Origin of the sequence: Actinacidiphila alni (genome assembly GCF_900112845.1) — a bacterium.
Classification (GTDB): domain Bacteria; phylum Actinomycetota; class Actinomycetes; order Streptomycetales; family Streptomycetaceae; genus Actinacidiphila; species Actinacidiphila alni.
This window is the reverse complement of the sequence record NZ_FONG01000027.1, coordinates 108,138-121,070: the sequence shown is the minus strand read 5'-3', so window position 1 is coordinate 121,070 and position 12,933 is coordinate 108,138. Positions and strand designations below refer to the sequence as shown.

Annotated in this window: 14 protein-coding genes and 1 pseudogene; 9 read left to right on the top strand and 6 right to left on the bottom strand. The window is 66.3% G+C overall.

What is annotated here, in order from left to right; translation table 11 throughout:
• The 3 genes from BM076_RS38390 to BM076_RS32065 all read right to left on the bottom strand — a co-directional run.
• A partial coding sequence (locus tag BM076_RS38390; protein ID WP_177246712.1) for an MMPL family transporter occupies window positions 1-809 on the bottom strand: 809 nt, incomplete at its 3' end.
• Complete coding sequence (locus tag BM076_RS38385) at window positions 713-1,174, bottom strand: MMPL family transporter (protein ID WP_407640740.1); 462 nt, start codon at window positions 1,172-1,174, stop codon at window positions 713-715. The genes BM076_RS38390 and BM076_RS38385, both read right to left, overlap by 97 nt.
• A gap of 307 nt (window positions 1,175-1,481) precedes the next feature.
• On the bottom strand, window positions 1,482-2,252 hold the full coding sequence (locus tag BM076_RS32065; RefSeq protein WP_093717264.1) for a transposase family protein: 771 nt from the start codon (window positions 2,250-2,252) through the stop codon (window positions 1,482-1,484).
• Between BM076_RS32065 and BM076_RS36275 the strand changes: the two genes are divergently transcribed.
• The gene (locus BM076_RS36275; protein WP_143120698.1) at window positions 2,206-2,679 is read left to right on the top strand and encodes a hypothetical protein; all 474 of its coding nucleotides are present in this window, start codon (window positions 2,206-2,208) and stop codon (window positions 2,677-2,679) included. The genes BM076_RS32065 and BM076_RS36275 overlap by 47 nt on opposite strands.
• A gap of 185 nt (window positions 2,680-2,864) precedes the next feature.
• Here BM076_RS36275 and BM076_RS32055 read toward each other — a convergent pair.
• Window positions 2,865-3,025: pseudogene (locus BM076_RS32055) on the bottom strand (transposase); the annotation flags it as partial.
• 127 nt (window positions 3,026-3,152) lie between these two features.
• Window positions 3,153-4,139 (bottom strand): zinc-dependent alcohol dehydrogenase family protein, encoded by a 987-nt coding sequence (locus BM076_RS32050; protein WP_093717262.1) that lies wholly within the window; start codon window positions 4,137-4,139, stop codon window positions 3,153-3,155.
• Between the two features lie 86 nt (window positions 4,140-4,225).
• Between BM076_RS32050 and BM076_RS32045 the strand changes: the two genes are divergently transcribed.
• The 8 genes from BM076_RS32045 to BM076_RS32015 all read left to right on the top strand — a co-directional run bounded on the left by BM076_RS32045 (window position 4,226) and on the right by BM076_RS32015 (window position 11,170).
• Entirely contained in the window at window positions 4,226-4,591 is a 366-nt protein-coding gene (locus BM076_RS32045; RefSeq protein ID WP_093717261.1) for a winged helix-turn-helix transcriptional regulator, read from the top strand.
• Between the two features lie 257 nt (window positions 4,592-4,848).
• Window positions 4,849-5,676 (top strand): helix-turn-helix transcriptional regulator, encoded by an 828-nt coding sequence (locus BM076_RS32040; RefSeq protein WP_093717260.1) that lies wholly within the window; start codon window positions 4,849-4,851, stop codon window positions 5,674-5,676.
• Between the two features lie 151 nt (window positions 5,677-5,827).
• A complete protein-coding gene (locus tag BM076_RS32035) occupies window positions 5,828-6,388 on the top strand; it encodes a carbonic anhydrase (protein WP_093717259.1) in 561 nt (186 codons plus the stop codon).
• 1,331 nt (window positions 6,389-7,719) lie between these two features.
• A complete protein-coding gene (locus tag BM076_RS36885; RefSeq protein WP_177246711.1) occupies window positions 7,720-8,106 on the top strand; it encodes a nuclear transport factor 2 family protein in 387 nt (128 codons plus the stop codon).
• Window positions 8,107-8,168: 62 nt separating this feature from the next.
• Window positions 8,169-8,723 (top strand): alpha/beta hydrolase, encoded by a 555-nt coding sequence (locus BM076_RS38380; RefSeq protein ID WP_093717257.1) that lies wholly within the window; start codon window positions 8,169-8,171, stop codon window positions 8,721-8,723.
• Between the two features lie 326 nt (window positions 8,724-9,049).
• Window positions 9,050-9,292, top strand: a complete 243-nt coding sequence (locus BM076_RS36270) for a hypothetical protein (protein WP_143120697.1) — start codon at window positions 9,050-9,052, stop codon at window positions 9,290-9,292.
• 22 nt (window positions 9,293-9,314) lie between these two features.
• The gene (locus BM076_RS32020) at window positions 9,315-10,247 is read left to right on the top strand and encodes a GlxA family transcriptional regulator (protein ID WP_218160134.1); all 933 of its coding nucleotides are present in this window, start codon (window positions 9,315-9,317) and stop codon (window positions 10,245-10,247) included.
• A gap of 206 nt (window positions 10,248-10,453) precedes the next feature.
• Window positions 10,454-11,170, top strand: coding sequence for an alpha/beta fold hydrolase (locus BM076_RS32015; protein WP_093717255.1), 717 nt, complete (start codon window positions 10,454-10,456; stop codon window positions 11,168-11,170).
• 708 nt (window positions 11,171-11,878) lie between these two features.
• On the opposite strand, the gene BM076_RS32010 is transcribed toward BM076_RS32015, so the two are convergent.
• The gene (locus tag BM076_RS32010) at window positions 11,879-12,850 is read right to left on the bottom strand and encodes an acetylxylan esterase (RefSeq protein WP_093717254.1); all 972 of its coding nucleotides are present in this window, start codon (window positions 12,848-12,850) and stop codon (window positions 11,879-11,881) included.
• Window positions 12,851-12,933 lie beyond the last annotated feature (83 nt).

Below are 12,933 nucleotides of genomic sequence, written 5' to 3'. Positions count from 1 at the left end.
GACGACGAGGGCGGCAACCCGTTCACCACCCATGGGCAGTACGAACACGACCTGCTCTTCGACGGCAACTCCGGCCTGATGGACATCGCCAACTCCGGTGCGCAGTGGGGTGATTCCGCCAAGCGGATCACTGTGCGCAACCATGTCTGCTCCTGGTTCACCGCCAACACCAAGATCACCGACCTGACGCTGGAGAACGTCCACGTCGTCCCCCGGCCGACCTTCGACCCGGCCGGCGCCCTGGTGATCAACGCCGACGGCGCCCAACTCCGCGGCTGCAGCGCTTCCTTCTTCGCCGTCGCCCAGCAGTCCGCGCGTTCCACCCGGCCGACCACCGTCACCGACTGTGCCTTCGACCTGCCGAAGGCGTCCGTGCTGGTGCAGACCCCGGTGACCGCGCCGGTGCACTTTGTGCGCACCACCTTCACCGGGCTCGACGGCAACCTGCTGCGCGGTAGCGGCCCGGTGCGCTTCACCGACTGCCGACTGGCCGGCGCCCCGCAGGCGGCGCCCCTCGTGGTCGGGGCGTCCGAGGTGACCGTGGACGGCGGCAGCCTCACCGACACCGGCAACCCCAGAGCACTGGAGAGGGCCATGATCGCGGCGAGGCTCAGACCCACCCCGATCGCTGCCGTCAGCAACGGCAGCCCGGCCGCCACCAGCGACCCGAACGTCAGCACCAGCACGAGCGCGGCGATCGCCACACTCACGATCACCCCGGCCCCCTCCGACGGAGCGGTGTGCAGCGCGTTGCCACCGATCTCGACCGTGAGCCCCGCCGCGTGCCCCCGGTCGACAGCGTCCTGCAACGCGTCCTTGTGCCCGTGGTGAGATCGTCCGAGACAGCCGTGTAGTTCACGGTCGCCAGCGCCGTGGAACCGTCCTCGCTCACCGTGTGATCGGCGAACGGATCACTCGCACCGGCCACCTGCGAGGAATCCGCCGCCTCGCCGATCGCCTTCTCGTAAGCCGAAGCCGTGACCTTGCGCCCGTCCGGCGCTACGAACACCAACTGCGCGCTCGCACCGTCCGCGTTCGCGTGGAAATCCCGCTCCAGCAGATCGTTCGCCTGCTGAAGCTCGGTGCCAGGAATGGTGTCATCGTCCGGCGGGGCCGCCGGAGCCTGAGCAGCAGCCGCCGCCACACCCCCGACGACCGCCAGCCACAGCACCATCACGAGCCACCGGTGGCGGAAGGCACCCCGGCCCGGCCGGTACAACAAAGCTGCCATCAGCAGAACACCCCAGATCAGAGCGGAAACGAAGCTGCCCAGCCTCGCCCCCGAGCCCGGCGCGGGTCTTCATGCTCCTGCGGGTACTTCCCCATTACCGCAACCGCACGAGCCCCTACTGCCAGAGCAGTAGATCAACTCTTCACAACCGCGTCAGTCACTGATCCGGATGCACTTTCGATACACGCCCTAAAGGGTGTTGCAGAAGGGGGTTCGTGGGCAGGCTGGCGTCGGTGCCAGGTGGTGGTGTTCATGCGCTCAGGGCGAGATTGTGCATGTGGGCGACGGCCTGGACGGCGTGGTGGAGGCCGGGGCCTTTTTGTCGGCAGTCGCGGAGGATCTTGTAGGTCTTCATGCGGGCGAAGGCGTGCTCGACGCGGGCGCGGACTCTTCGGTGTTCGGCGTTGTCGGCTTCCTCGCCGGGCAGCAGGGGGCGTCCGGGACGTTTTCGGTGGGGGACGACAAGGCCGGTGTTGATGTAAGCGCCGTCGCCGAGCACGACCGCGTTCTGGCACTGTTCGGGCAGGCCGGAGGCACGCCAGACCTGCGCGTCGGCGCGGTTGCCTGGTGCCGGGCGGGCGGTGGTGACGACCGGGCGTGTGTCGGCATCGATGATGACCTGCACGTTCGCCGAGAACCGGTAGTTCTTCGAGGAAGCCGCGACACTCCGGTCGCGGACCGGAATGAGCGTGCCGTCCACGATCCACAACCGCTCGACGCCTTCTTGGCTGCGGGGGACAGGCTCGAGTGCCAACAGCGGCCCCAGCTTCTGTACCACTCGGCACACCGTCGCCGTGGAGACACCGAATAGCGGCGCCAGCTGCCGCATCGTCAGATTCGTGCGGTAGTACACCGCTACCAGCAGTACCCGCTCGGCCAGCGGCAGACACCACGGTCGGCCCAACCGCGGGCCCTCGCCGCCCCGCTCACGCACCACCTGCAGCAGCCTGCCGAACTGCTCAACCCGCAGCCCGGTGAACGTCTCCACCCACACCCGCTCAGCTCTCAACACCCCACCCATATGGGAAAAATGCCCAGAACCAGCCCTTCTGCAACACCCTTTAGTACACGGAACGCTGACCGAGGCGAGCATCAAACTCGGAGGCATCGAAGAGAGCGACCCTCCCGAGGAACGAGAAGAGCGCCGCCAGACCGCTCGCCGCCTCTGGAACGAAGCACGAGCACTGAACCGCCAGCTCGACCGCCTTCAGCACATCGTTTTCGTGGAAGGTCCCAGCGAGATGGGCACTGCAGCGCAAGCGGCAACAGGCGCTTTGGTGCCATTTTTCGGCGCAGTCATCGACTGGTTCCACGCGGTTGACAATGGGTCGGAAACCCCGCAGCACCATGCAGAGAGTGATACAGCGCATAGCGAGGCATACGGCAAGCTCCTGCAGTTCCTCTACGCCGCCTCGGATACGACCTTGCCGGACATCCAGGATCGGTAAGCCCGGTTGCGGCACGTTGGGTGCCGCGGCGGCAGCTGCGAGGTCGTCATAACTTGCCGATAACCTTTCCGGATTCCCCGGGGACCGGAGCCGGGCCAGCGAAGCCTGCGAGGCGGCCGACAAGCTGGGCGCCAAGTTGCCAGTTGCGCAGGTCAGACAGACATATCGGCCCGCAGGTGCTCCTACTGGATGCCGGTGTGGAGCACGAACAGGATGCCGCACAGCACCTCACGGTCCGGCACCGGCCCACGGCCCGGATACCGAACCCGCCGCTCCCTCCTCGGCAGCAGCGGCTCGATCCGCTCCCAAAGCTCATCCGACGCGACCCACGGCGCGAGACCCCCACGACCGGCCCAACGCCCAACTCATAAGCCAGACACGGCCACCAGGACCGATTCACCTCATTTGTTAGCCGTTGTAAGGCGCGAAGACCTGTGGTGTGAGCGTCGGCGGATTACCTGTCTGCCACGCCGTTAGGTGGTGGTGAGGACGATCTTCTTGCCGGCGTGCAGTCCCTTGTCGAACCGGCGGTGTGCTTCGACGACGTCGTTGAGGGGGAACACCTCATCGATCGCGGGTTGCAGCGCACCCAGGCTGACCCCGGCACTGAGGAAGGCCGCCATACGCCCTACCACCGCGGGATCGGAGAGGTGATCGAAGCCTCGGTAGTTGATGACAGTGACCGGTGTGTCACCGAAATCGGGTGTGGGACGAGGATCGAGGTAGCCGGCTGCCACCAAGATTCCGCCGGGACGAGTGGCTTTCAGCAGGTCGTGCTGGCCGGGGCCGCGGACGAGGTCGAGGACGATGTCGACGCCGGCACCACTGGTGCGGCGGTGAACGGCGTCCACGATGTCTTCGTGGTCAGTCGAGATCACGGCGGCAGCACCGGCGGAGCGTAGTTCGTCGGATCTCGCGGCGTGCCGGGTGATGGCGATGGGTACCGCGCCGAGCTGGTTGGCGATCTGCATCGCCGAGCGGCCGACGGCACCTGAGGCGCCGGAGATGAGCACGAGATCGGCCGGTCTCATCTTCGCCTCCTCGACCAGGGCGCCGTAGGCGGTGGAGTAGGCGACCCAGATCGCTGCCGCTTGTGGAATGTCGAGGCCGGCCGGCCTCGGGATGACCGCGCTGGCGGGGATCGTGGTGTAGTCGGCGTAGCTGCCGCGAACGCTCGCGTTGGGGATCGCGGTGATGATGACTGGATCACCGACCCGATGTCCGACGACCTCGGGGCCTACGGCGTCGATGACGCCGGTCGCTTCGATGCCCAGGCGCGCATGCGGCAGCGGCACGGGGGCCGGTGAGGTGCCCGAACGCATCATCGCGTCGAGCGGATTGACGGCGAACGCCTCGATTCTGACTCGGACCTCCCCGGCCTCGGGCTCGACGGCAGGATCGGCGACGATGCGCAGGACCTCGGGTCCGCCGAACTCGTCGAAGACGACGACTCGTGGCATGGTGACTCCTCAGTGTCTGATGCTGGTTCTCTGACGTGGCCACCACGCTAGGCAGTCGTCGGTTACCTCCAGGTACCCTGGATCTCATGCAGAACAGGGCTGGATATGTCTTCCTGGCCGACTGCCCGACCCGTCTGGCGGTCGAGATCGTCTCCAACAAGTGGGCCGTGCTCGTTCTCCACGGTCTGAGCAAGAAGCCTCGTCGGCACGGCGAACTGATCGACCTGATCGGCGGGGTCTCGCGCAAGGTACTCACCCAGACGCTGCGCCGGCTCCAGGACTATGGCCTCGTCGAACGCCATGCCGCGACGCCGCGAAAGATCGAGTACCGCCTCTCCGACCTCGGCCGCACCTTGATCGACCCCATCGAGGGGCTCACCACCTGGGCCAGAGACCATGGCGACGCCATCATCGACTTCCGCGAACGCGCGCAAACCGGTACCGCGGACTGACCGGCCTTTCAGGGTTGCTGTTCGGGTTCGGCTTCGACACTCAAGATCAGCAAACAGCCCGGGCGATGTAGCACCACCCGCGTCGGCCAGGCCGGTATCGGCGACCTCGGACTCCCTCCCCGTGGCGGACCGGCAGCTCCGAGCCCGCACCGCCCACAACGGGAGCAAGGATCCGCGGACCCGGGCAGTCCGCACTCCTCGGCGCACGACCTCCCTGCCGACCCTTTCGCGCGCTGGGGCGGGTTAACGTTGGACCCGTGGGCGATGTCGCGGAAGGTGCGGAGACAGCCGGGAGCGGACTTGGAGGGTTCCTGCGCGCACGTCGCGCCGCGGTGGCCCCGGAGCGCGCGGGATTCACCGCTGACGGATTGCGCCGGGTGCCGGGGCTTCGCCGGGAAGAGGTGGCAATCCTGGCGGGTGTCAGCGCGGACTATTACACCCGGCTCGAACAGGGCCGCGAGCAGCACCCGTCTCCGGAGGTGCTGCAGGCGCTCGGTCGTGCGCTGCGGCTCGGGCCCGACGAGCGAGAGCACATGTTCCGTCTCGCCAAAGTCGCGCTGGTGATCGGGAGCCCCCCGAGCCTCGGCGTCAGCGCGATGTTGCGCGGACTGTTGGACCAGTTGGCCGGCAGTCCCGCGCTCGTGCTGGGCCACGATCTCGGTGTACTGGCCCGTAACGAGTTGGCCGAAGCGCTCCATTCCGACTTCACGATCAGGGACAACTTCGCGCGAATGTGCTTCCTGGACGAGGTCGGACGCCGCTTCTACCGGGACTGGTCCGACATTGCCGTCGACGTCGTGGGCAATCTCCGTTTCTCGCTTGGCCTGTGGCCGGACAGCGCCTCGCTCCTCGCTCTGGTGGACGAACTGCGCGCCCGGAGCATGGACTTCGACCTGCTCTGGAACTCCCAGGACGTGCGGGTCAAGCGCACCATGACCAAACGGTTCCGCCACTCCCGCGCCGGCGACCTCGACGTGGACTATCAGTCCTTCGACGTGCGCGGAGTCGACGGACAGCAACTGGTCGTCATCGGCGCACCCGCCGGATCGCCCACCGCTGCCCGCCTGGCCGGCCTCCGTACCTGAGCAGCGGTCGGCAGTGGGTGTTCGGCCGGGTGTCGCGCACCCAGGAACGACTCGCCCATTGTGAGGCGCCGGATCGGGCTGTGAAGTAGGCCTGCGGCGGCCGACCACGCGTCCGCCTCCGCATTCCTACGATCCGAGGACGAGGATTTCGATGACTGGCTTCACCCGCCTCCTGGAACACAACGAGCACTTCGCATCAACGGACGCCAGGGAACGCGTGCCGGCGATCCCTTTTTTGCCCAATCGGCAGGTCTACGTCCTCACCTGCATCGACCCGCGGGTGGACCCGTCCAGCATTCTTGAGCTCGACCTCGGCGACGCCATCGTCGCCCGCACCGTCGGCGGACGTGCGAACCCTTCCTTCCTGGAAGACCTTGCCTGGATCTGCTACCTGCACCGGACGAAGACCCCTGATGCGGACTGGTTCGAGATCGTTGTCATCCACCACACCGACTGTGGCTCCGGCCTGATGGCCGACGACGACCTGCGGGCCGGGTTCGTCGCGGATGGGCACGACGATCAGGTGCTGCTCGACACCGCGGTCACCGATCCGCATCTAACCGTTCCCGTGGACGTGCGGCGCATCCTCGATGCGCCCTTCCTCCCAGACGCCGTCACGGTGTCCGGCTACGCCTACGACGTCACCACCGGACGGCTTTCCCTCGTCACTCCTGCGGCAACGCGGGGGTTGCAGCCCGCACGGTCAAGCTGACCGCGGCAGGTCGAGCTGCGCCGTGACGTGAGTCCCGGACGTGGCGTAGCGACCGGTCCACTCGGCCGCGGAATAGCTGCGACCCCGGATCGCGCCGGCCACGGCGCGCCTTGTTTTCGCCGAGCCAGGTTCCGGCAGTGCTGCTTCCACTTGTTTCGCTCAGGAGTAGATGCAGAATGCGACAACACTTTTCCCATCTGCTCGCAAAGCCATGGACAGCGACGGGTGCCGCTGCGCATGGTGATCGCCGCGGCGCAGCGATCACCATGCCCCTGGGAATTTACACCGCTTTTGCGCCAATCGCGCAGGCAATCGATGACGGGCAGGCCGCAATCGTCATTCGCGGGGACACGCAGTTCGAGGTGAATGGTGCGTGCCGGTGCGCCGGCACGTTGAGGAGCGCCACGTGGGAGTTGACCGCGAAACACTGCATTATTGCCGGATCCGGGCAGGCAGCCATATTCCTGACAATGCAACCTTGCGGCTTAACAGCCGGCGGCAGGGTCAGGGCATCGACCATGGTGCCGCGCAATTTGTGTTGCACCCGACGACGGATGCAGCCCTGATCAAGTTGAGCAGTTCGGTGCCGGCGTCGCTGTCGGTGGGGCTCGGGACCGGCACCCTCGGGTCGCCCGGGGTTCCGACCCCCGCCCCACCCTGACCATCTCCGGGTGGGGTGAGACCAGTGAAAATCCCGGGCAGCCGACGACCTTGATGAAGACTGCGACCATGAGCTTGGCTGCGGGGACTGGGGCAGCCCCTAATCATTGCCGGCTGGTCCCGAGCGGGACGGCCCCGGGACTCGCGACGCACGGCGACTCGGGCGCTGGCATCATTTACCGTGGGATCACGTGCGGTGTCATCATTCAAGCGTCCACGCTGCAGAGTTACGCAGACGCGGTCGCGACGGACGGCATCGCGGGCTGGATTACGCAGACGACAGGACTGAGCGGCCGCGGGAACCAGTGCATCGGCCGTAATGCGGAGTCCGAGCGTGTTCGGCTGATGCCATTCGGCGACTCCATCACGTATGGGATCGGCAGCAGTACGGGCAACGGCTGCCGAGCAGATATGCAGACGCTGCTGAAAACGACCGTGGGACGGGTCGACATGGTCGGATCCCAGCGGTCAGGTTCGATGGGCGCCAACGAGATCGAAGGCCACCCGGGGTACACGATCGACGAACTCGAATCCGTCGCTCAAACGGAAGTGGCCCGTCACAAGCCCAGCGTCATCACCCTTCATGTCGCGAACGACATGAACGACAACGACGACCGGCTGGCGCACCGGCGCGACTGCACCAGCTGCTGGACACCATTTACGGAGAAACCGTGCCGCAGGTTCAACCAGCCCCTCACGAGGCCCTGGCCTTATCGACACAGTGGCTACGAGCCCATCTACATCGGGATGCTGAGTTCATACGCGCGAACGCCGCAACACCCGACGATACCGCCGTGCACACCATCGGCAGCTTCCCGCTCGAAGTCACATTGGCGAAGTTCCTCCAACTGCTGGAAGCCAGCGAGCCGGCCGACATCCAGATCGAGTCCCACCCCTCCGGATTCGTCCGCAACAATGTGGCATGGGTGACAGATCTCCCGCGTTTCCGGATGCCCTCCGGTGAGACTCGAAGAGGCCGACAGACGATCGTGATGATCGAATTGCATGGCGCCTGGAAGGTCGTGCACTCCCACCTCTCCAGGGGCGTCGTCGGCTAGCGACGGCCGTGCGACAACCCTCTGCACGGTCGCCGTCGTCGACATCTGGCGCGCGTCAATCCATGCAGAGGTCAGCAAGGAGACCGATGAACAGCACGACTGAGACAACCGGGTCGCCTGGTTCCCCGCTGCTCTCGCCTGCACGGCGCTTCCTGATGGTCCACGGTGTGCAGCATCGTCGCCCACGCCAGCACTGGATGTGGTGGCTGACCGAGGTGTTGCGTCAACACGGCGAGCAAGTCCTCTACCCGCAGCTTTCTGCCCCCGAGCAACCGTCGGTGAGCGCGTGGCTTGACCTGCTGTACGCCGAACTCGCTCAACTCGGCAACCGTGAGCGAGTAGTGGTGTGCCACTCCCTTGGCTGCGCCCTGTGGCTACGCGCCGCGCTCAGCCTGCCGGCGGAACTTCGGGTCATCCGGGTGCTGCTGGTGTCTCCGCTCGGCGACCACGCTTTTCAGCGCAGCCGACAGGAACGAGGCGTTTCGGCAGGATCCTGCCGACCCGCAACTCTTGGCCGCGGCGTCGGAGAAGCTGCCACGGGTCGTCATCTAGGTGACCGACCCTTACGCACCTGGCGACCCCACGGGATGGAGCACCGCGCTCGGGCTCGAATATGACGTGCTGCCTGCGGCTGGTCACGTCACGCCCCAGGACGGATACGGACCGTGGCCAGCGGCACTTGCTTGGTGCCTACGCGAAGAGATGCCGATCTTGCCCACGGCCTCGGCAGCACGGTAGGTAGCGGTCGTCATGGCCCGTCCGACGCCGGGTGCTGCCTCCGTACGGCGGCCCAGCTCACGAGCGCTGCGAACGTGCCGTTTAAGACCTTCGACCTGACGCTCATCTACGGCGCAACTCTGGCCTGACATGTGAGCCGGTGAAGCTGCTTTGAGCGGATGGTTCCAATCCGCACGGCAGCGCGAGCGTCACCGCACATCCGAGCGTGATCGTCACGGGCGTAAAGAATGGCGGAGCCCGCGAGCCGAAGGTCGTCTTTATCGTCGACCGCTTCTGGACTAATGCGCGTCAGAAGGCGGTGACGACGATAAATGCGCCACTTGTCGGCAAGATCGGCGGATGGTGGCATTTCTGCGCCGCACTTCCGTCCGTGGCCCGTCATGCACGGCTAATGCTCCCTGTAGCGAATGCTGCCGAGGCGGCATCGATCCAATCGATAGGATCATGACATGCCTCGAAGGCGCATGGTGGTGCTGCTTCTCGACGGCGTGCTGCCACTGGACTTCGCCATTCCGATGCATGTCTTCGCGCGCGAAGCGCCGGAGTTCTATGACGTGGTGACGTGCTCGGTCGGCGGCCTCGTGGTCGCTGTTGCCGGGGGAATGCAGGTCGTGGCTGATGGCGACACCTCGCTCCTGCGAACGGCCCAGATCGTCGTCGTGCCCGGATGGGCCAACGCCGCATCAGCACAGGTCGATCCGATCGCACTCGACGAGCTCCGCCGTGCGGCGTCGCGAGGCGCGCAGATGGTATCGATCTGTTCGGGTGCGTTCGCGCTCGCTCAGGCGGGGTTGCTTGCAGGGTTGCGAGTGACTACGCACTGGTCGCTCTGGGATGTCCTTGCCGAGCAGTTCCCGGACGTGACGATCGAGCGGGACGCGTTCTTCGTCGACAACGGGTCGGTGCTCACCTCCGGTGGTGTCACTGCCGGGGTCGACCTCGCGCTTCACATGCTTCGCAAGGACCTTGGTCCTGCGGTGGCCAACCATGTGGCCCGCAGGATCGTGACGCCGCTGAATCGGGAAGGCGGGCAAGGTCAGTTCGTTGAGGTGGCACCGGAACCTCCAGGAGACGACGTGATGGCCGCCGCTCAGCAGTGGATGCTGCACGAGCTGAGCCGTCCAGTGACGGTCGAGCAGATGGCTGGACATGTGAACCTGTCGGCGCGAGCATTCCATCGACGATTCCGCGCCCACACCGGGACGACACCTCTGGCGTGGCTCCAGCGGCGCCGCATCGAGCGTGCGAAGGAACTGCTGGAGTCGACGTCCTTGAGTGTCGAGGACGTCGGCGCGATCACTGGGTTCGGTACGCCGGCAAACCTGCGCGCACAGTTCCGACGAGCCACGGGTCTCAGCCCGGCCGCGTACCGACGGCGTTTCTGGCACGACACCCCGCCTTAAACAATCGCCGCGGGCTGACCCCGCGCACCAGCGAACGATCCGCGCTGGCTCTCCACAGGCCGTGCGGCAGGATTCTATCGATTGGCGTCGTTCCTGTTGCTGTCGTACCGCACACGGCTGTCGAACAATCGAATGGACGGGTCCTGGCAGCTGTCCACAGCGGCCGGTTTCCTGATCCGACCCGATTCACGACCGAGGAGTCCACCGTGACCAACACCCTGCCGACCGCCGTCCTCATTCACGGAGCCCTGACCGACGCATCGGTGTGGCACGACGTGATTGCGCGGCTCACGCAACAGAGCATCCCGGTCTTCGCCCCCGCCCTTCCGATGCGTTCGTTCGACGGTGATGTCGCCTACGTGCGGGCCGCGCTGGACACGCTCGACGGGCCCCTCGTGGTCGCCGCACACTCCTACGCTGGGTCAGTGATCTCGGCACCGGCCGCACTCACTGAAGCCGTTCGCGCGCTCGTGTTCGTGGCCGCGTTCCAACCGGCGGCAGGCGAAAGCTCCGGCGAGCTCAACGGCAAGTTCCCCGGCACCCAACTGGTCCCAGAGAATCTGATGGTCCGTCGATATCCCGGCGGCAACGAGGTCTACCTTGCTGTCGACCGGTTTGCCGAGGTCTACGCCGCCGATGTCGAGCCCACGCACGCCGCGGTGATGGCGGCGGCGCAGCACCCGTTCGACCCCGCCACCCTCGATGGCACGTTCGCCGAGCCCGCCACCTGGACTAACCTGCCGAGCTGGGCAGTCGTGTCGACCTCCGACGTGTCGATCCCCACCGAGGCACTCCGGTTCATGGCGCGTCGGGCTGGCTCGACAGTCGTGGAGATCGACTCGTCCCATGCCGTCCCCGTCGCTCACCCCGACGCGGTGGCTGACGCGATCGAGGCGGCGGTAATTTCGCTGACCTCCAGGTGACTGCGTTGGTCATTCACTTTCGTTGAGCTTGAGACGCACAATCCAGGGCGTAGGTGCCATCGCGTGCCAGGTTGCTACACCCCTCTGCATGCCCGCAAACAAAGTTTCGGCATTCGCTGAAACCGATCGAGTTTGACTGCGTGCAAATTATCGCTGTCTGCGATGGTTCGGCTTTCGCGTGTAGTGAATTCGAGCAGAAGGAAGTGCGCGTCGGTGACGTCATTCTGTTGGGGGCGAATGTGCTGTGCGGCTGTGGCCCAGAGAGTCTCTGAGCGTCCGGGCCCATCAGCACGCCGCCGGAGCGCTCAAGGGGGCGAATGCCGGGAACCCGACGATGACGCGCTCGGACGCTCCGCGGAGGGCCTTTACCGTTCCCTCCGGTCAGGCCGGTGACGTGCCAGCCTTCGAGGCGGTGATGTCCGCATCCGCGTGTCCTGAGTTGGCCGGGGCAGGTTCCGGACCCGATCCAACGCTGTCCTGGCCCACCGCGCCTGCTCGGCGCGCGCCAGCCGGGCGCATCTTCGGCGCCGGGGAATCCGCGCAGTCATCCCGTCAGATCGACAACCGCCAATGGTGGGGGTGCCACGTGTGCGTGACGTGCCATTGCTTCCGCCTCCAGGTCAGGACGGTGGAGACTTGATGGTTCAGGCCGGGGAGTGCGGGGTCTAGCAGGCCTGCGGGGGACGGGATCCGGGGGGCGGAACTCGTTCAGAGCGTCTTGAGGTAGCGGAGCTGGACCTCGCTGTGGTGGGCGGCGCCTCCCTCGTGGTCGTTCCACGGGTAGACCTTGATCCGTTTGGGCCCTTTCCAGTGGTTGTGCGCGGCGAAGACGGTGGAGGGCGGGCAGGTCGCGTCCATAAGGCCGACGGAATGCAGCACGGGGACGTCGGTACGCGCAGCGAAGTTGACACCGTCCACGTAGGACAGTGTGCGGAAGGCCTGGTCCTCTGCGCCATGTTGGGTAGCGAGGAAGTCGGCGATCTCACGGTACGGGTTGCGGTCGGTGAGGATGACAGCCCTCCGAAAATGGGACAGGAACGGCGTGTCTACCAGCGCGGCTCTGACGCCCGGATAGAGCGCGGCGACGGCGGTGGCGATGCCTCCGCCCTGGCTCTCGCCCCGTACGACCAGCCGCGAGGCATCGATCGCCGGGTGGGCGGCGGCCGTGTCGACAGCGAGGACAGCATCGGTGATCACACGCCGGTAGTAGTACGTCTCGGGATCGAGCAGACCGCGGGTCACGAACCCGTTGCCTTCGGCATGGGTGCCGCCGTACGGATCCGGAGTGGCGCCTGCGGTACGGCAGTTGACCGCGCCTTGACCGCGGGTGTCCATGATCAGCGCAGCCCAGCCGGCGGCCGGCCACACGAGGTGTTCGTACGGCATGCCCCGCCCGTTGTTGTATCCGAGGTAGCTGATCACGCAGGGGTGCGGTCCTTTGCCTGCGGTTGTCGGCAGTAGGACCCAGGCCCGGATGCGGTGGCCGCCCCAGCCGCTGAAGACGCAGTTCTCAACTGTCACGGTGCTCAGCGCAGCGTCGTGCGGTTCGAAGTGTGGTGGGAGCGCGCGAGCGCGGGCCTCGTCCAGGGTGCGCTGCCAGAAGGCATCGAAGTCGTCCGGCTCGTCCCGGGCGGGTCGGTAGAGGCGCAGGTCGTCGAGGGGCAGATCGAAGAGCGGCACGGGAATCCTCCCGGTAAGGCGGCGCTGGATGGTAGGGGGGAGGTCTGTCGGAGGTCGGCTGCACAAGGTCCTTGCGAGAAGTC

Coding starts and splice junctions, on each gene's coding strand:
- BM076_RS32035 (WP_093717259.1), top strand. CDS start 5,828: ATGACTGGCTTCACCCGCCTCCTGGAACACAACGAGCACTTCGCATCA.
- BM076_RS38385 (WP_407640740.1), bottom strand. CDS start 1,174: ATGGTGCTGTGGCTGGCGGTCGTCGGGGGTGTGGCGGCGGCTGCTGCT.
- BM076_RS38380 (WP_093717257.1), top strand. CDS start 8,169: ATGCAGAGGTCAGCAAGGAGACCGATGAACAGCACGACTGAGACAACC.
- BM076_RS32065 (WP_093717264.1), bottom strand. CDS start 2,252: ATGGGTGGGGTGTTGAGAGCTGAGCGGGTGTGGGTGGAGACGTTCACC.
- BM076_RS32050 (WP_093717262.1), bottom strand. CDS start 4,139: ATGCCACGAGTCGTCGTCTTCGACGAGTTCGGCGGACCCGAGGTCCTG.
- BM076_RS32045 (WP_093717261.1), top strand. CDS start 4,226: ATGCAGAACAGGGCTGGATATGTCTTCCTGGCCGACTGCCCGACCCGT.